Origin of the sequence: Dankookia sp. P2 (assembly GCF_050632255.1) — a bacterium.
Taxonomy (GTDB): Bacteria; Pseudomonadota; Alphaproteobacteria; order Acetobacterales; family Acetobacteraceae; genus Paracraurococcus.
This window is the reverse complement of record NZ_CP192581.1, coordinates 468,108-483,625: the sequence shown is the minus strand read 5'-3', so window position 1 is coordinate 483,625 and position 15,518 is coordinate 468,108. Positions and strand designations below refer to the sequence as shown.

Below are 15,518 nucleotides of genomic sequence, written 5' to 3'. Positions count from 1 at the left end.
GGCTGGGCAACATCCTTCTTGACGCCCAGGCGCCCGGCGCGTCGCCTGCGCCGGGCGCTGGATAGGCAGCGAGACGTCAGGCGGCGGCGACGAGCCGGCGGTCCTGCGCACCGCAGAGCCGCGCCATCCGCCGCAGGTCCTGCTCCGACAGTCGCAGCGCCGCCTCGGCCCAGACCTCGACCACCTCGCGCAGCTCCTGCAGCGTCACCGGGTCCACCCTGCGGCGGGCGCGGTACATCGCCTGGTGCGCGTTGTGCCAGCGGTCGTTGCGGTCGAGATGGGCCAGCAGCGCCGCCTCGCCCTCGCCATCCTCGGCCAGCACGTCGACCAGGCCCATCGCCTGCATCTCCTCGGCGGTGTGGACCTTGCCCGAGAGGATGAGCGTCTCCGCCGCCTTGCGGCCGATCCGGCGGGACAGGAAGCTGTAGGCGCCCATGCCGGGGAAGAGGTTGAACAGCACCTCCGGCAGGCCGAATCTGGCGCTGCGTTCGGCAACGATCAGGTCGTGGGCGAGGGCGCATTCGAAGCCGCCGCCCAGCGCGTCGCCCTGCACCAGGGCCACCGTGATCATCGGCAGGTCGAGCGCGGTGTGGTTGCGATGGATCGCCTCCACCGCCGCATGGCCGTAGGCGACCAGCGCCGCGCGGTCGCCGGCGGCGATCAGCTCGCGGAACAGGCCGAGATCGCCGCCGAGGTTGAAGATGCCGGGGATGGCCGAGCCGCAAACAAACCAGCGCGGCGGTGGCAGCGGCGAGCCGGCGGCGAAGAGCTCGGGGATCGCGTCGTGCATGGAGGCGATGTCGCGCAGCACGTCGCGGCTGAAGCAGGGCCGGCCGGTCGGCCGCAGCCGGCACCAGTAGATGCCGCGGTCGGCGTCATAGGCGGTGTCCAGCGTCTCATGGGTCGCAACGGGGCGGGCGGGCTGGCTCGCGCTGGTCAGGGCCTGGCGGGCGAATGCGGGGTAGCCGGCGGCCATCGGGCTGCGGACAAAGGTCATGGCGTGGGCCTCGTCGGGTAAGCTCGGCGGCACCGGGATAGGTGGCCTCGAGGCAGACCTTAGCTGCTCACGAATATGTTATACAATAGGCTATTAACGCAGCGGTTGCTTTCGCTGCCGGTGACGGAGATCCCGTAGCGCCTCCGCCACAGTTGCATAATCTAAATGGAGATGAGGCAGGGGCGCCCTCAGCCTTCGTCCAGCAACCCCGCAAGCTTCAGGGCAACGCCCTTGGAGCCTTCGACCCGCAACCGGCCGGTGGAGAAGGCCAGCATCGGGCTGAGCTTCCCCTCCATGAGCTTGCCGAGATTCTCGGCGGTCAGCCGCAGGACCGAATCCGCCTCTGTCTCCTCGGTGGCCGGGCCGATCTCGGCCTCCGCCCCGGCGGCGTCGAGCAGCACGCTCTCGCCGATGTCGGTCAGGTCGAAGCGCATGCGGTAGCCGAGTTGCCGTAGCACCCCCGCCTTTTCCGCATCGCCGCCATCAGGGTTTCGGCGTCGGCCATGTGCGTGCTCTCCAGCCCTCGTGATGTCGTCCGAGGATGTCGCATAGAGACATATGTTGACCTATACGTCACCTAACATTAGCTTTGTCGAAGCGACCAGACCGCCAGCAAGGCAGGCGATCGCCGCCGGCTCATCCTAGGGCCGGTCCACCAGAACAGGGGAAGCACATGGCGCGTTCATTCCTGCGTGCAGCCGGCCTCGGCGTCGGCACGCTCGCGCTGGCCGGGCAGGCCGGCGCGACCGGCTTCGAGTTGCGCGAGCAGAGCGCGGTCGGTCAGGGCGCTGCCTTCGCCGGCGCCGCGGCGCGGGACGACGATCCCAGCATGATCTTCTTCAACCCAGCCGCCATGTCCTCGCTGCCTGGGGTGCAGGGCGCCATCGTCGGCTCCGGCGTCTTCCCGACCGCCGAAGCGAAGTCCGGCAGCGCCACGCGCAACGCCGCGCTCGGCGGCTCGCCGATCACCGGCTCGACCGGCGGGGATATCGGACTCGATGCCTTCGTGCCGGCAGTGCACTCCACCTTGCAACTGGCGCCGGACTGGCATTTCGGGCTTTCGGTCACGGCGCCCTGGGGGCTCGTGACCAAGCAGGCGGAGGACAGCATCGCGCGCTACCACGCGCTCACCTCCTCGCTGCGCACCACCAACATCGCCCCGGCGGTCTCCTGGCAGGCGACGCCCAGCCTGTCGCTCGGCGCCGGGCTGCAGATTCAGTATGCCACCGCCCGGCTCTCGAACGCCGTCGATTTCGGCGCGATTGGCGCGGCGCAGCGGATCCCGGGCTTCGTCCCCGGCACGCGCGACGGACGATCCACCGTCACCGGCGACAACACCGCGGTCGGCTTCACCCTCGGCGCCCAATGGCAGCCGCTGGCCAATACCCGCGTCGGCCTGTCCTTCCGCTCCGCCGTCTTCCACACCCTGGAGGGCGACGCCGAGTTCCAGTCGGTGCCGTTCCCGATCTCCCGCTCGCCAAGCTTCGCCAATACCGCCGCGCAGGCCAAGCTGGTGACGCCGGAGACGGTGACGCTCGGCGTCCGGCAGCGCATCGACGAGCGCTGGACGGCGCTGGCCGGCCTCGAATGGACCAACTGGTCCCGCTTCCGCGACCTGACCGTCAGCTTCGCCAATGGCCGCGCGCCCTCCATCACCGAGGAGCGCTGGCGCGACAGCGTCTTCGCCTCGATCGGCGGCGAGTATCGCTGGAACGAGGCACTGACCTTGCGTGCCGGCTTCGCCTACGACCAGACGCGCCGGTGCGGGAGGCGGACCGCACGCCGCGCATCCCGGACAACGACCGCTACTGGCTCTCCGCCGGCGCCAGCTACCAGGTCAACCGCAACATCACGCTGAGCGCGGCCTACACCCATATCTTCGCACCTGACGCGACGGTGAACCTGCGCGACCCGGGGCCGAACAATACGAACCTGTTCCGGGGGCAACCTGACCTCCACCTATCAGGCGTCGGTCGACATCCTGACCGCGCAGCTTCGCTTCGCCTTCTGACCGGAAGAGGGGTGACGGGCGACATGGACACGGTTCTCCCTGGATCGGCTACGCCCTGGCTGCGGGCCTATCCTGCGGGCATCGCCTGGGACATGCCGCTGCCGCCGATGACCCTGGTCGAGATCTTCGAAGGCTCGGTCGCGCGCTTCGGCGGCCGGCCCTGCCTGGATTTCATGCGGCGCCGCTGGAGCTATGCCGAGGTCGGCGCGCTGGTCGGGCGCGCCGCGGCGGTTTCCGCGCGTTGGGCGCCGGGCCGGGCACGCGGATCGAGGCTCTGCCTGCCGAATGGGCCGCACTATGTCGTCGCCTTCTTCGCGGCGTTGCGCTGCGGCGCGACGGTGGTGAATTTCAACCCGCTCTACGTGGCGGCCGAACTGGCGGCGCAGGCGGCGGATTCCGGCACGGAGATCATGGTCGCGCCCGACCTGGAGCCGGTGCTGGGCCGCGTGCTCGGGCTGCTGGACGGCGGCCCGGTGCGGCAGGTGGTGGCCTGCCCCTTCGCCGCGGCGCTGCCCTTCCCGAAGAGCATCCTGTTCCGCCTGGCGAAGCGGAAGGCGATCGGCCGCATCCCCGCCGGCGACCCGCGCGTGCTGCGCTGGGACCGGCTGCTGGAGGCCGCGCCCGTCGCGCAGCCGACACCGCGGCCCGGGGACGTCGCGGTGCTGCAATACACCGGCGGCACCACCGGCACGCCGAAGGGCGCCATGCTGACCCATGCCAACCTGGCGGCAGATCTCCGCCAGGTGATGGCCTGGTCGCCGCAATGCCGCCCGGGCGAGGAGCGCATGCTGGCGGTGCTGCCCTTCTTCCACGTCTTCGCGCTGACCGCCGTGCTGGGTGCAGCCATAGGTCAAGGCGCGGAGCTTGTGATGCTGCCGCGCTTCGAGCCCGCGATGCTGGTCGCGGCCCTGCGCCGCACCCGTCCCACCATCTTCCACGGCGTGCCGACCCTGCTGAAGGCGGTGATCGACCATGGCGCAACCGCCGCCGACCTCGCCTCGGTCAAGATCTGCATCTCCGGCGGCGCGCCCCTGCCGCTCGAGATCAAGCACGGCTTCGAGGCGCGCAGCGGCTGCCGGGTGGTGGAGGGCTATGGCCTGACCGAGGCCTCCCCGGTCTGCTTCTGCAACCCGGTCGAGGGCAGCCTGGCCGAGGGCAGCATCGGCCTGCCGGTGCCGGGGGTCCGTGCCGAGATCCGCGCGCTGGACGACCCGCAGAGGGGTGCTGCCGATCGGCGAGCGTGGCAGCTCTGCGTCGCCGGGCCCAATGTCATGGCCGGCTGCTGGAATCGCCCGGCTGAGACCGCGACGGCGATCGGCGCGGATGGCTTCCTGCGCACCGGCGATGTCGGGATCATGGCCGAGGACGGCAGCGTGACGCTGGTCGACCGCATCAAGGACCTCATCATCTGCAGCGGCTACAATGTCTATCCGCGGGTGATCGAGGAGGCGCTGTACCAGCACCCGGATGTGGTCGCGGCGACGGTCGTGGGCCAGCCCGACCCCTATCGCGGTGAGAGCCCGGCGGCCTTCGTGCAGCTGCAACCCGGCAGCACGGCGACGCCGGAGGCGCTGCGGGGAATTCCTCAGGACGCGGCTCTCGGCCATTGAGCTGCCGCGGCTGATCGAGATCCGCCCCGACCTGCCACGCACGGCGGTGGGCAAACTCTCCAAGAAGGAGTTGAAGGCCGAGCTGGCCGGCCGGAGCACCCCTGGATGAGCGAACTGTTCACGGTCAACCAGCTGGCGGAGGAGCTTGGCGTCACGCCGCGCGCGATCCGCTTCTACGAGGTGAAGGGGCTGATCGCGCCGCGCCGCGCCGGCACCACGCGGGTCTTCGACCGGCGCGACCGCGCGCGGCTGCTGCTGGTGCTGCGTGGCAAGCGGTTGGGCTTCTCGCTGGCCGAGATCCGCCAGATCCTCGACCTCTACGACGCCGACCACACGCAGCATAGCCAGATCAGCCTGCTGCTGGCGCGGGTGCGGCAGCGGATCGAGGAGCTGGAGCAGCAGCATCGCGACCTGGAGCAGACGCTCCGCGAGCTGCGGCTGGTGGAGAGCTGAGGCGGCGGCCGCCATGGCGGGCCGGCCCGCGCCCGACAGCAATGAAGGCGCCAAGAGCGCCGCCGAATGAACGAGGAGATGCGGCATGACTGACGTGGTGATCGCGGCCTATCGCCGCTCCCCTTCCATCTCGCGCATAAGGGCGCATTGGTGAAGCTGCGGCCGGACGAGATGGCGGCGCAGGTGGTGCGCGCGCTGGTGGCCGAGAGCGGCATCGACCCCGCGACGGTCGAGGACCTGGTGCTGGGCTGCGCCTTCCCCGAGGGCGAGCAGGGGCTGAACGCGGCGAAGCTGATCGCCTTCATCGCTGGCCTGCCCGAAAGCGTCGCCGGCGCGACGGTGAACCGCTTCTGCGGATCGTCCATGCAGGCGGTGCACCAGGCGGCGGGCGCCATCAAGATGGGGGCGGGGAGGCCTTCCTCTGCGCCGGGGTCGAGAGCATGAGCCGGGTGCCGATGATGGGCTTCAACCCGATGCCGCATCCCGGCCTCGCCAAGGATTTCCCGCAGGCCTACGTGTCGATGGGCGAGACGGCGGAGAATGTCGCCCGCCGTTACCAGCTCACCCGCGCCGAGCAGGAGGCCTTTGCCGTCCGCAGCCAGCAGAAGGCCGCCGCGGCGCAGCGGGAAGGCCGGCTTGGAGGCGGAGATCGTGCCGGTCGAGGCGGCGGGCAGGCGCGTTGCCGAGGATGGCTGCATTCGCGCCGAGACCATCGCCGAGGCGCTGGCCGGGCTGAAGCCGGCCTTTCGCCAGGACGGCACGGTGACCGCCGGCACCTCCTCTCCGCTGACCGACGGCGCGGTGGCGCTGCTGGTCTGCTCGGCGGACGTATGCCAAGGCGCATGGGCTGACGCCGCTGGCGAAGGTGAAGTCGGTCGCGGTCGATGGCTGCGCGCCGGAGGTGATGGGCATGGGGCCGGTCGGCGCCACCCGGAAGGCGCTGGCGCGGGCGGGGATCGAGGCGCGCGACCTCGACGTGGTCGAGCTGAACGAAGGCCTTCGCCTCCCAGGCACTGGCTTGCACGCGCAAGCTCGGCATCGACGAGTCGAAGGTGAACCTCGATGGCGGCGCCATCGCCCTTGGCGCCCTTGGGCGCGACGGGCGCGCGCATCACCGGCAAGGCGGCGCAGCTGCTGCAGCGCCAGGGCAGCCGCTATGCGCTGGCGACCCAGTGCATCGGTGGCGGGCAGGGCATCGCCACGGTGCTGGAGGCGATCTGATGTCGCTGACCACGGGCGCTCCCATGGTGGAGACGGAGCTGCGGGCCGCGACGGTTCCGGCGGCGCAGGAAAGCCGACGACGGGCCCGATCCGCAAGGTCGGCGTCATCGGTGCCGGCGTGATGGGCGCCGGGATCGCGGCGCAGGTGGCCAATGCCGGGGTGCCGGTGGTGCTGCTGGACATCGTCCCGGGCGGCGCCGCCAAGGCCATCGAGCGGATGCTGAGGACGGATCCGGCGCCGTTCATGCAGAAGGCGGCGGCGCGGGCTGGTCACGCCGGGCGACATCGAAGGCGGGCTGCCGCTGCTGGCGGAGTGCGACTGGATCGTCGAGGCGATCGTCGAGCGGCCGGAGGCCAAGCGCGCGCTCTATACAAAGCTGGAGGCGGTGCGGAAGCCGGGCTCGATCGTCTCTTCCAACACCTCGACGATTCCGCTGGCGGCCCTGACCGAGGGGCTGGGCGAGAGCTTCGCCGCCGACTTCCTGATCACCCACTTCTTCAACCCGCCGCGCTACATGCGCTTGCTGGAAGTGGTGCGGGGACCGGCGACGCGGCCGGATGCGCTGGCCGCCGTCACCGAGGTCCGGCGACCGCGTGCTCGGCAAGACCGTCATTCCCTGCAAGGACCGCCCGGGCTTTATCGCCAACCGGATCGGCGGCATGTGGATGCAGAGCGCCATCAACCGCGCCTTCGACCTGAAGCTGACGGTCGAGGAAGCCGATGCGGTTATGGGCCGGCCGATGGGCGTGCCGAAGACCCGGCGTCTTCGGCCTGCTCGACCTGGTCGGCATCGACCTGATGCCGCATGTCGCGGCCAGCATGAAGGCGACCCTGCCGCAGGACGACGCCTATGTGCTCGGCCTGCGCGACACCGCGCTCATTACCCGGATGATCGCCGAGGGCCGCACCGGCCGGAAGGGCAAGGGCGGCTTCTACACGCGGGAGAGGGGGCCGGGCGGCGAGAGCCTGAAGCGCGCCATCGACCTCTGGACCGGCGAGTACCGCGAGAGCGAAGCCGCGCTCGAGAGCCTGTCGCTGCGTGACTTGCGCGCGCTGGCAGAGCATCCGGATCGCGGCGGCCGCTACGCGCGGGCGGTGCTGCTGGACACGCTGGCCTATGCCGCGTCGCTGGTGCCGGAGATCGCCGATAGCGTCGCCGATGTCGATGCCGCCATGCGGCTCGGCTACAACTGGAAATACGGGCCCTTCGAGCTGATCGACCGCCTCGGCGCGGCTTGAGCTGGCGAGGGCGCTGGCCGAGGATGGCCGCCCGGTGCCGCCGCTGCTGGCGCAGATCGGCGAGGGCAGCTTCTACCGCGTCCAGGACGGTGCCCTCGCATACTTCGGCACCGATGGCGGCTACCACGCCGTGCCGCGGCCAGCGGGTGTGCTGCTGCTGGCCGACATCAAGCGCCGCGCGAAGCCGCTGGCGAGGAACGGCTCCGCCTCGCTCTGGGATGTCGGCGACGGCGTCGCCTGCCTCGAATTCCACAGCAAGATGAACGCGCTCGATCCCGGCACCGTCGAGATGATCGGCAAGACGATCGCCCTGGGGAAGAAGGGCGGCTTCAAGGCCCTGGTCATCCACAACGAGGGCGAGCAGTTCAGCGTCGGCGCCAATATTGGCCTTGCCCTCTTCGCCGCCAACATCGCCGCCTGGGGCGAGATCGAGGGGCTGATTGAACAGGGGCAGAAGGCGATGCGCAGCTTGCGCGACGCGCCCTTCCCGGTGGTCGGCGCGCCCTCCGGCATGGCGCTCGGCGGCGGCTGCGAGATCCTGCTGCATTGCGACGCGGTGCAGGCGCATGCCGAGAGCTATATCGGCCTGGTCGAGGTCGGCGTCGGCCTGATCCCGGGCTGGGGCGGCTGCACCGCCATGCTGCGCCGCTGCGCGGAGAACCCGCGCGCGCCCAAGGGCCCGATGCCGCCCGTCGCCAAGGCCTTCGAGATGATCTCGACCGCGCAAGTGGCGAAATCGGCCTTCGAGGCGAAGGAGATGCTGCTGCTGCGGCCAACCGACGGCGTCACCTTCAACCGCGACCGTCTGCTGGCCGATGCCGAGGCCCGTGCGCTCTCGCTGGTCGAGGGCTATGCGCCGCCCGAGGTGAAGCCGCTGCGCCTGCCCGGCGCCTCCGGCCGCGCCGCGCTGGCGATGGCGGTGCAGCAGCAGGCGGCGCTCGGCCGCGCCACGCCGCATGACGTCGTGGTCTGCGACCACTTGGCGGAGACGCTGACCGGCGGCCGCAAGGACCATACCGAGGAGACGACCGAGGCCAGGCTGCACGCGCTGGAGCGCCGCAGCTTCATGGCCCTGCTGCGGACGCCGGCGACGCTGGCCCGGGTCGAGCACATGCTCGAGACCGGCCGGCCGCTGCGGAACTAGGGATCGCAAGATGCCGGCATACAATGCCCCCCTGCGCGACATGCGCTTCGTCCTCAACGAACTCGCCGGTGCGGACCGCCTGCGCGCCCTGCCGGGCTGCGAGGAGATCGGCCCCGATCTTGTCGACCCGGTGCTGGAGGAGGCGGCGGAATTCTGCGCCGAGGTCCTGCTGCCGCTCAACCGCAGCGGCGACGAGAAGGCTGCACGCTGGAGAACGGCGTGGTCCGCACCCCGCGCGGCTTCCCCGCGGCCTATCGCGCCTTCCGCGAGGCCGGCTGGACCTCGCTCGGCGCCGATCCGGACTACGGTGGCCAGGGCCTGCCGAAATCGGTCGGCCTGCTGGTCGAGGAGATGATCTGCTCCGCCAACATGGCCTTCGGCATGTATCCCGGCCTGTCGCACGGCGCCTACATGGCGATCTCGAAGCACGGCACGCCGGAGCAGAAGGCGCTGTACCTGCCGAAGCTGACCAGCGGCGAGTGGTCCGGCACCATGTGCCTGACCGAGCCGCATTGCGGCACCGATCTCGGCCTGATCCGCAGCAAGGCGGTGCCGGCCGAGGACGGCAGCTTCCGCATAACCGGCAACAAGATCTTCATCAGCGCCGGCGAGCATGACCTGGCCGACAACATCATCCACCTGGTGCTGGCGAAGCTGCCGGATGCGCCGCCCGGCACCCGCGGCATCAGCCTCTTCGTCGTGCCGAAGTACCTCCCGACCGAGGATGGCCGCCCCGGCCCGCGCAACGCCGTCACCTGCACCGGCCTTGAGCACAAGATGGGCATCAAGGCCAGCGCCACCTGTGCCATGGCCTTCGACGAGGCGAAGGGCTGGCTGGTCGGCCGGCCGCACAAGGGCCTCAGCGCCATGTTCACCATGATGAACGAGGCGCGGCTCGGCGTCGGCGTGCAGGGGCTCGGCATCGCCGAGATCGCCTACCAGAACGCCGTCGCCTACGCCCGGGACCGCATCCAGGGCCGCGGCCTGCAGGGCACCCAGGCGCCGGACAAGGCCGCCGACCCGATCCTGGTCCATCCCGACGTGCGGCGCATGCTGCTGACCATGCGGGCGATGACCGAGGGCTGCCGCGCGCTCTCGGCCTTCGCCGCGCTGGAGCACGATGTCTCCCTCCGGCACCCCGACGCTGCGGTGCGGCAGCAGGCCGATGATTTCGTCCAGCTGATGACGCCGATCATCAAGGCGATCTTCACCGATGCCGGCTGGGACGCCGCGGTGATGGGCATGCAGGTCTGGGGCGGCCACGGCTACATCCGCGACAACGGGATGGAGCAGTTCGCGCGCGATGCCCGCATCACCCAGATCTACGAGGGCACCAACGGCATCCAGGCGCTCGATTTGGTCGGCCGCAAGCTTGGCGCGCATGGCGGGCGCTACCTGCGCAGCTTCTTCCACCCCGCCCTCGCCTTCATCGAGGCGCAGCAGGACGACGCGGCGATGGAGGAGTTCATCCTGCCGCTGGCCAAGGCCTTCGGCCGACTGCAGCAGGTGACCGCGGAGGTCGCCCAGCGCGGCCTGCGCGACCCCTTCGAGGCCGGTGCGGCGGCGACGGACTACCTCCGCCTCTTCGGCCTGACCGCCATGGCCTATGCCTGGGCGCGGATGGCGGCGGTCGCGCTCGGGAAGGACGACGCCTTCTACAAGGCGAAGCTGGCGACCGCGCGCTTCTTCATGCAGCGCATCCTGCCGGAGACCTCCTCGCTGGCAGCCAAGGTGCTGGCCGGCGGCGAGAGCCTGCGGGCGTTCGAGGACGCCGCCTTCTGGGGAAGGCGGTGCCCGCCGCTTGAGACCGTGCTGGACCAGTCGGCCGGCACGAAGCGGAAAGCCTTCGCCCCAGCGCGCCACATAGCCATTGGCGGGGAAGGGGAAGTGGTAGGCGGTGATGCGTGCCCGCTCTGCCGCCACCCGCTCGAACAGCTTGCGGCGGCTCTCGCTCGCCAATGGACCGTCGATGTCGAAGCCGGAGAACCAGCCGGGATAGCGCAGGAAGAGTTCCGGCCGGGAGGAGGTATCGGCCATGACGAAGAGCTGCTCCGCCCCGTCCGCCACCTGGAACACCGTATGGCCCGGTGTGTGCCCCGGCGCGGCGATGGCGCGGACGCCCGGCACGACCTCGGCGCCCCAGGCAGATTGCCGCAGCTTCGCCTGATAGGGGCCGAAGCGCCGGCGGACATTGGCGAAGGTGCCGCGCTGGTTCTCCGGCACGCGGCCGGCATTGCTCTCATCGGCCCAGAAAGCCCATTCCACCGCCGGCACCGCGAAGCTCGGCATTCGGGAAGACCACCGTGTTGTCCCTGGTGGTCAGGCCGGTGATGTGGTCGGCGTGGAAATGGCTGAAGACGATCTGGCTGACCTGCTCGGGCTCGATCCCGGCGGCTTCCATGTTGTGCTCGAGCAGGCCGGAGGTCTCGGAAAGCTGCCCGCCGCCGGTCCCGGTGTCGAAGGCGATCACCTGCTTGCCGGTATCGAGGAAGGTGACGGTGAAGGGATTGTCGAGCCGCGCCGTCGGCAGCAGCGCCTCGACAAGCGCTTGGTCCACCGCCTCGGCCGGCTGGTTCGCCACCATGCCGGTGCGGGCCGGATTGGCGCGCGGGGTGAAGCCGTCGAACACCGTGGTCACGGTGAAGCCGCCGACCTTGAAGCGGTAGAAGCCCGGCGCCTGGGCCATCTCGTGACCATGATGCGCCGCGGCGGGCAGGGCGGAGAGCAGGGGCGCGGCGGCGGCGGCGCCCAGCAGGCTGCGTCGGTTCATGTCCGTCCCCTCAGACCGCGCTCGACCAATCGGCCGGCACGAAGCGATAGCCGTTGCCCTCCTTGGCGATGTAGCCATTCGCCGGGAAGGGGAAGTGGTAGCCGGTGACGCGGATGCGGTCGGCCGAGACGCGGTCGAAGATCCGCCGCCGCGTCGCCTCCGCCATCGTCGCGTCGAAGTCGAAGACGATGTGCATGTCGGGCCGGCGCGCGGTCAGCTCGGGCCGGTTGGTCACGTCGGCGACGAACATCGCCTGCGCCGCGCCGTCGGCGATGTGGTAGCAGGTGTGGCCCGGGGTGTGGCCATAGGCCGGCACGCCGCGGATGCCCGGCACCACCTCGGCGCCCTCGGCGGCCTGGCGGATGCGGTCCTTGTAGGGGCCGAAGCGGCGGGCGCTGTTGGCGAGATCCGGGCGCTGGCCTTCCGGGCTGCGGGTCGCGTTGCCCTCGTCGCTCCACCAGGCCCATTCGGCCGCGGGGACGATCACCTCGGCATTCGGGAAGGCGGCGCCGCCCTCGGCATTCAGCAGGCCGTTCACGTGGTCGCCGTGGAAATGGCTCATCACCACCGCGGTGACCTTGGCCGGGTCGATGCCGGCGGCGCGCATGTTCTGGATCATCCGGCCCATGGTGGCGCCGGCCGGGGTCACGCCGTTGCCGGTATCGAAGGCTACCAGCGGGTGCCGGTATCCACGAAGGTGACGGTGAAGGGAATGCGGAAGCTGTCGCCGGTCAGGAAGCTCTCGGCGAGGACCTGCTTCACCTCCTCGATCGGCGCGTTGCGGACGAAGCCGGCCAGCGGCACGTCGCGGAAGCCGTCATGCACCGTGGTGACGGTGTAGCTGCCGACCTTGAAGCGGTAGAAGCCGGGCGCCTGTGGCGCGGCGGGCGCCGGGGCGGTCTGGGCGGCGGCGGGGCGCAGCAGGCCGGGCGCGGCCAGCAGCGCGGGCAGCCCGGCCAAGGCCAGGCGGCGATCGATCGTCACGGACATCGAGAAATCCCTCCCCGGGGAAGCTGCCCTATTGAATGGGCAGACCGCGCCGGGGATCAACCCGTTGCGCCCGCCTATCGGGCGAAGACCACCACGCTCTCGAGGTGCGGCGACCAGAGGAACTGGTCCACCGGCGTCGCCGCCAATACCCGGTAGCCGCCCTGCGCCAGCACCTGCGCATCCCGAGCCAGCGCGGCCGGGTTGCATGAGACGTAGACGATGCGCGGCACCACCGACTTTGCCAGCAACAGGACCTGGGCCGCTGCGCCGTTGAAGGGCAGGTCGAGCACCGCCGCCGCGTAGCTCTGTAACTCCTTCGCGACCAGGGGCTGCCGGTCCAGGTCGCGCCGCACCGCCTGCACCCGTGCCCCGGCCTTGCCGGCCCCGGCCGCGAGCGCCGCGACCGAGTCCGCCATGCCCTCGAAGGCGGTGACGCGGGCACGGGCCGCCAGCGGGAAGCTCAGCGTGCCGAGCCCGGCGAAGAGGTCGGCGACCGAGGCGCGCGGCGGCAGCTTCGCCGGCAGGCCGGCCAGCACCGCGGCGACGATCGCCGCCTCGCCGGCCGGGCTGGCCTGCAGGAAGGCGCCGGGCTGTGGCGAGACCGCGACGCCGCCGAGCGCGATGCTGACCGGGCCAAGCTGCGCCGCCGTCTCCGGCGGGTTGTTGCCTTGCGCCCAGGCGACGCGCGGGATGCGCTGCTCGGCGGCGAAGGCAGCCAGCAGGCTGCGCGCCGGCGCGTCCAGCACACCATCGGTCCGCAGCAGCAGGTCCGGGCCGGTCTCCAGCAGGTTCACCACCGCCGAGCCTTCCCGCTTCAGCGCCGCAAGCCGCTTGAGCAGGCCGCGCAGCGGCTCGATCAGCGCGACCAAGCGCGGGTCGAGCACCAGGCAGGTCGCCAGGTCCGTCACCGTGTCGCTGCCGCGGCCGTGGAAGCCGACCAGCACGCCGCCGCCGAGCCGCGCCGCAGCGCCAGATCGGCGCGGCGGCGGGTCATCGGCGGGGTGCGTTCCAGCGGCCCGACCGGCGCATCGGGGAAGCCGGCGCGGGACAGCGCCTCGACCAGCTTGGCGCGTTTCCAGGCGGCATAGGGCGCATCGGCCAGGTGCTGGATGACGCAGCCGCCGCAGGTGGCGAAATGCGGGCAGGGCGGCACCACGCGGTCGGGGGACGGGGCAAGCACCGCCTCGGCCTCGGCCAGCAGAGCGTCGCCGCGCTTGCCCACCAGCCGGGCGCGCACCGTCTCGCCCGGCAGGGTGCCGGGCAGGAAGAGCGTCCGGCCGCCGCGGCGGGCGATGCCGTCGCCGGCGGCACCCAGCGCCTCGACCTCCAGGGTTTCGCCGGCCAGCGTATCGTTCATCGGGTCATTCGCCTTCGAGCAGCGGCAGGTGCCGGAAGGCCAGGCCGATCTCGGCCAGCAGCAACAGCAGCGCCACCATCAACGCCAGCATGGAGGCGACCAGCAGCGCCGCCAGCACCCAGGCGACATCGAGCCGCAGCAGGATCCCGGCGAAGGACATGATGATCAGCAGGCAGAGCAGGAAGGCCGCCAGCACGCAGGCGCCGATGGCGCGGTGCGCCTGGCGGGCGCGGCGAACGATGTAGGCCCGCTCGCCGGGCAGCGGTGTGGCTTGGCCAGCGCGCACCGCCCGCTCGCGGTCGATCATGCGCGCCAGCCGGTTGGCCAGGATGGTGACCAGGCTGAAGATGCCCGAGAGCAGGAAGGCGGGCGCGATCGCCAGTTGGATCACGCGCTCGATCTCCGCAATGTCGTTCAGGCCCGGCAGGTTGGCCAGCACTATCCCCGGCCCCAGCCGAACCTGGCCTGACTCAGCCGCCGAAGGCGTTCAGCCCGGTCTGCGCCCGGCCGAGGATCAGCGCATGGACGTCATGCGTGCCCTCATAGGTGTTGACGGTCTCGAGGTTCATGACGTGGCGGATCACGTGGTACTCGTCGACGATGCCGTTGCCGCCATGCATGTCGCGGGCGACGCGCGCGATGTCCAGCGACTTGCCGCAGTTGTTGCGCTTGACCAGGGAGATCATCTCCGGCGCCGCGCGGTCCTCGTCGAACAGCCGGCCGACGCGCAGCACGGCGTGCAGGCCGAGGGTGATCTCGGTCTGCATGTCGGCCAGCTTCTTCTGCACCAGCTGTGTCTGCGCCAGCGGCCGGCCGAACATCTTGCGCTGCAGGGTGTACTCACGCGCGCGGTGCCAGCAATCCTCGGCCGCGCCGAGGGCGCCCCAGGCGATGCCGTAGCGGGCGCGGTTGAGGCAGGAGAAGGGGCCGGCCAGCGACTTCACGCCGGGCAGGCGGTTTTCCTCCGGCACGAAGACGTCGTCGAGCATGATCATGCCGGTGACGCTGGCGCGCAGGCTGAACTTGCCCTCGATCTTCGGGGTGGTGAAGCCCTTCATGCCGCGCTCGACCAGGAAGCCGCGCAGGATGCCCTCATCGTCCTTGGCCCAGACCACGGCGACGTCGGCGATGGGGGAGTTGGTGATCCAGGTCTTGGACCCATTGAGGATGTAGCCGCCATCGACCTTCTTCGCGCGGGTGCGCATCGAGGACGGGTCGGAGCCGGCATCGGGCTCGGTCAGGCCGAAGCAGCCGACGAACTCGCCGGTCCGCAGCTTCGGCAGGAACTTCTCCTTCTGCGCATCCGAGCCGAAGGCGTATATCGGGTACATCACCAGGCTGGACTGCACGGAGAAGGCGCTGCGGTAGCCGCTGTCGACGCGCTCGACCTCGCGCGCCATCAGCCCGTAGGAGACGTAGTTGATCCCGGCGCAGCCATAGCCGTGCAGCGTGGCGCCGAGGAAGCCCATTTCACCGAACTCGTTCATGATCTCGCGGTCGAAGGTCTCCTTGCGGAACGCCTCCTGCACGCGGGGCAGCAAGCTTCTCCTGGCAGAACTGGTGCGCAGCGTCACGGATCATGCGCTCGTCTTCCGACAGCGCGCCTTCCAGCAGCAGCGGGTCTTCCCAGACAAAGGCGGGCTGGGAGCGGCGCGGCGCGACGACCGCGGTATCGGACGCGCCCGAGGAGGGGATGGCGACGGGGTTCGCGACGTTCATTGGCGT

18 protein-coding genes and 4 pseudogenes are annotated in these 15,518 nt (G+C 70.8%); 12 read left to right on the top strand and 10 right to left on the bottom strand.

Annotation, left to right across the window (positions count from 1 at the left end; all coding sequences use genetic code 11):
• Positions 1-76: 76 nt before the first annotated feature.
• Both ACQ86J_RS02765 and ACQ86J_RS02760 read right to left on the bottom strand, forming a co-directional pair.
• Positions 77-997, bottom strand: coding sequence for a crotonase/enoyl-CoA hydratase family protein (locus ACQ86J_RS02765; protein ID WP_431269931.1), 921 nt, complete (start codon positions 995-997; stop codon positions 77-79).
• Positions 998-1,185: 188 nt separating this feature from the next.
• Positions 1,186-1,455, bottom strand: coding sequence for an SCP2 sterol-binding domain-containing protein (locus ACQ86J_RS02760; protein WP_431269930.1), 270 nt, complete (start codon positions 1,453-1,455; stop codon positions 1,186-1,188).
• A gap of 215 nt (positions 1,456-1,670) precedes the next feature.
• Here ACQ86J_RS02760 and ACQ86J_RS02755 point away from each other — a divergent pair, with 215 nt between their 5' ends.
• From ACQ86J_RS02755 to ACQ86J_RS02700, 12 genes and pseudogenes are all read left to right on the top strand, one after another.
• Positions 1,671-2,855, top strand: coding sequence for an OmpP1/FadL family transporter (locus tag ACQ86J_RS02755; RefSeq protein ID WP_431269929.1), 1,185 nt, complete (start codon positions 1,671-1,673; stop codon positions 2,853-2,855).
• Positions 2,759-4,618, top strand: coding sequence for an AMP-binding protein (locus ACQ86J_RS02750; protein ID WP_431269928.1), 1,860 nt, complete (start codon positions 2,759-2,761; stop codon positions 4,616-4,618). Before ACQ86J_RS02755 ends, ACQ86J_RS02750 begins: the two co-directional genes overlap by 97 nt.
• Before the next feature lie 105 nt (positions 4,619-4,723).
• Positions 4,724-5,071: a MerR family transcriptional regulator gene (locus ACQ86J_RS02745; RefSeq protein ID WP_431269927.1), complete on the top strand. Its 348-nt coding sequence runs from the start codon at positions 4,724-4,726 to the stop codon at positions 5,069-5,071.
• 171 nt (positions 5,072-5,242) lie between these two features.
• Positions 5,243-5,646 (top strand): annotated as a pseudogene (locus ACQ86J_RS02740) (acetyl-CoA C-acyltransferase); the annotation flags it as partial.
• Positions 5,612-5,836: pseudogene (locus ACQ86J_RS02735) on the top strand (hypothetical protein); the annotation flags it as partial. The pseudogenes ACQ86J_RS02740 and ACQ86J_RS02735, both read left to right, overlap by 35 nt.
• A 324-nt stretch (positions 5,837-6,160) precedes the next feature.
• Positions 6,161-6,292, top strand: coding sequence for a hypothetical protein (locus ACQ86J_RS02730; RefSeq protein WP_431269926.1), 132 nt, complete (start codon positions 6,161-6,163; stop codon positions 6,290-6,292).
• A gap of 121 nt (positions 6,293-6,413) precedes the next feature.
• Positions 6,414-6,458 (top strand): annotated as a pseudogene (locus ACQ86J_RS02725) (hypothetical protein); the annotation flags it as partial.
• A gap of 64 nt (positions 6,459-6,522) precedes the next feature.
• A complete protein-coding gene (locus ACQ86J_RS02720; RefSeq protein ID WP_431272715.1) occupies positions 6,523-7,092 on the top strand; it encodes a 3-hydroxyacyl-CoA dehydrogenase family protein in 570 nt (189 codons plus the stop codon).
• Positions 7,014-7,532 (top strand): 3-hydroxyacyl-CoA dehydrogenase family protein, encoded by a 519-nt coding sequence (locus ACQ86J_RS02715; RefSeq protein WP_431269925.1) that lies wholly within the window; start codon positions 7,014-7,016, stop codon positions 7,530-7,532. Before ACQ86J_RS02720 ends, ACQ86J_RS02715 begins: the two co-directional genes overlap by 79 nt.
• A gap of 34 nt (positions 7,533-7,566) precedes the next feature.
• Complete coding sequence (locus tag ACQ86J_RS02710) at positions 7,567-8,676, top strand: enoyl-CoA hydratase/isomerase family protein (RefSeq protein ID WP_431269924.1); 1,110 nt, start codon at positions 7,567-7,569, stop codon at positions 8,674-8,676.
• Between the two features lie 10 nt (positions 8,677-8,686).
• Positions 8,687-8,743: pseudogene (locus ACQ86J_RS02705) on the top strand (acyl-CoA dehydrogenase N-terminal domain-containing protein); the annotation flags it as partial.
• Positions 8,744-8,895: 152 nt separating this feature from the next.
• Positions 8,896-11,007: an acyl-CoA dehydrogenase C-terminal domain-containing protein gene (locus tag ACQ86J_RS02700; RefSeq protein WP_431269923.1), complete on the top strand. Its 2,112-nt coding sequence runs from the start codon at positions 8,896-8,898 to the stop codon at positions 11,005-11,007.
• Here the strand turns inward: ACQ86J_RS02700 and ACQ86J_RS02695 are convergent.
• The 8 genes from ACQ86J_RS02695 to ACQ86J_RS02660 all read right to left on the bottom strand — a co-directional run bounded on the left by ACQ86J_RS02695 (position 10,916) and on the right by ACQ86J_RS02660 (position 15,512).
• Positions 10,916-11,446, bottom strand: a complete 531-nt coding sequence (locus ACQ86J_RS02695; protein WP_431269922.1) for an MBL fold metallo-hydrolase — start codon at positions 11,444-11,446, stop codon at positions 10,916-10,918. The genes ACQ86J_RS02700 and ACQ86J_RS02695 overlap by 92 nt on opposite strands.
• 10 nt (positions 11,447-11,456) lie before the next feature.
• On the bottom strand, positions 11,457-12,095 hold the full coding sequence (locus ACQ86J_RS02690) for an MBL fold metallo-hydrolase (RefSeq protein WP_431269921.1): 639 nt from the start codon (positions 12,093-12,095) through the stop codon (positions 11,457-11,459).
• 20 nt (positions 12,096-12,115) lie between these two features.
• Positions 12,116-12,436 carry a hypothetical protein gene (locus ACQ86J_RS02685; protein WP_431269920.1) on the bottom strand — a complete coding sequence of 107 codons (321 nt, stop codon included), beginning with the start codon at positions 12,434-12,436 and terminating at the stop codon, positions 12,116-12,118.
• A gap of 74 nt (positions 12,437-12,510) precedes the next feature.
• Positions 12,511-13,380, bottom strand: a complete 870-nt coding sequence (locus tag ACQ86J_RS02680) for a class I SAM-dependent RNA methyltransferase (RefSeq protein WP_431269919.1) — start codon at positions 13,378-13,380, stop codon at positions 12,511-12,513.
• Positions 13,341-13,793: a TRAM domain-containing protein gene (locus ACQ86J_RS02675; protein WP_431269918.1), complete on the bottom strand. Its 453-nt coding sequence runs from the start codon at positions 13,791-13,793 to the stop codon at positions 13,341-13,343. The genes ACQ86J_RS02680 and ACQ86J_RS02675 overlap by 40 nt, the downstream gene beginning before the upstream one ends.
• A 4-nt stretch (positions 13,794-13,797) precedes the next feature.
• The gene (locus tag ACQ86J_RS02670; protein WP_431269917.1) at positions 13,798-14,232 is read right to left on the bottom strand and encodes a DUF2721 domain-containing protein; all 435 of its coding nucleotides are present in this window, start codon (positions 14,230-14,232) and stop codon (positions 13,798-13,800) included.
• 31 nt (positions 14,233-14,263) lie between these two features.
• Entirely contained in the window at positions 14,264-15,322 is a 1,059-nt protein-coding gene (locus ACQ86J_RS02665; protein ID WP_431269916.1) for an acyl-CoA dehydrogenase, read from the bottom strand.
• Positions 15,264-15,512: a hypothetical protein gene (locus tag ACQ86J_RS02660; RefSeq protein ID WP_431269915.1), complete on the bottom strand. Its 249-nt coding sequence runs from the start codon at positions 15,510-15,512 to the stop codon at positions 15,264-15,266. Before ACQ86J_RS02660 ends, ACQ86J_RS02665 begins: the two co-directional genes overlap by 59 nt.
• Between the last annotated feature and the right edge of the window lie 6 nt (positions 15,513-15,518).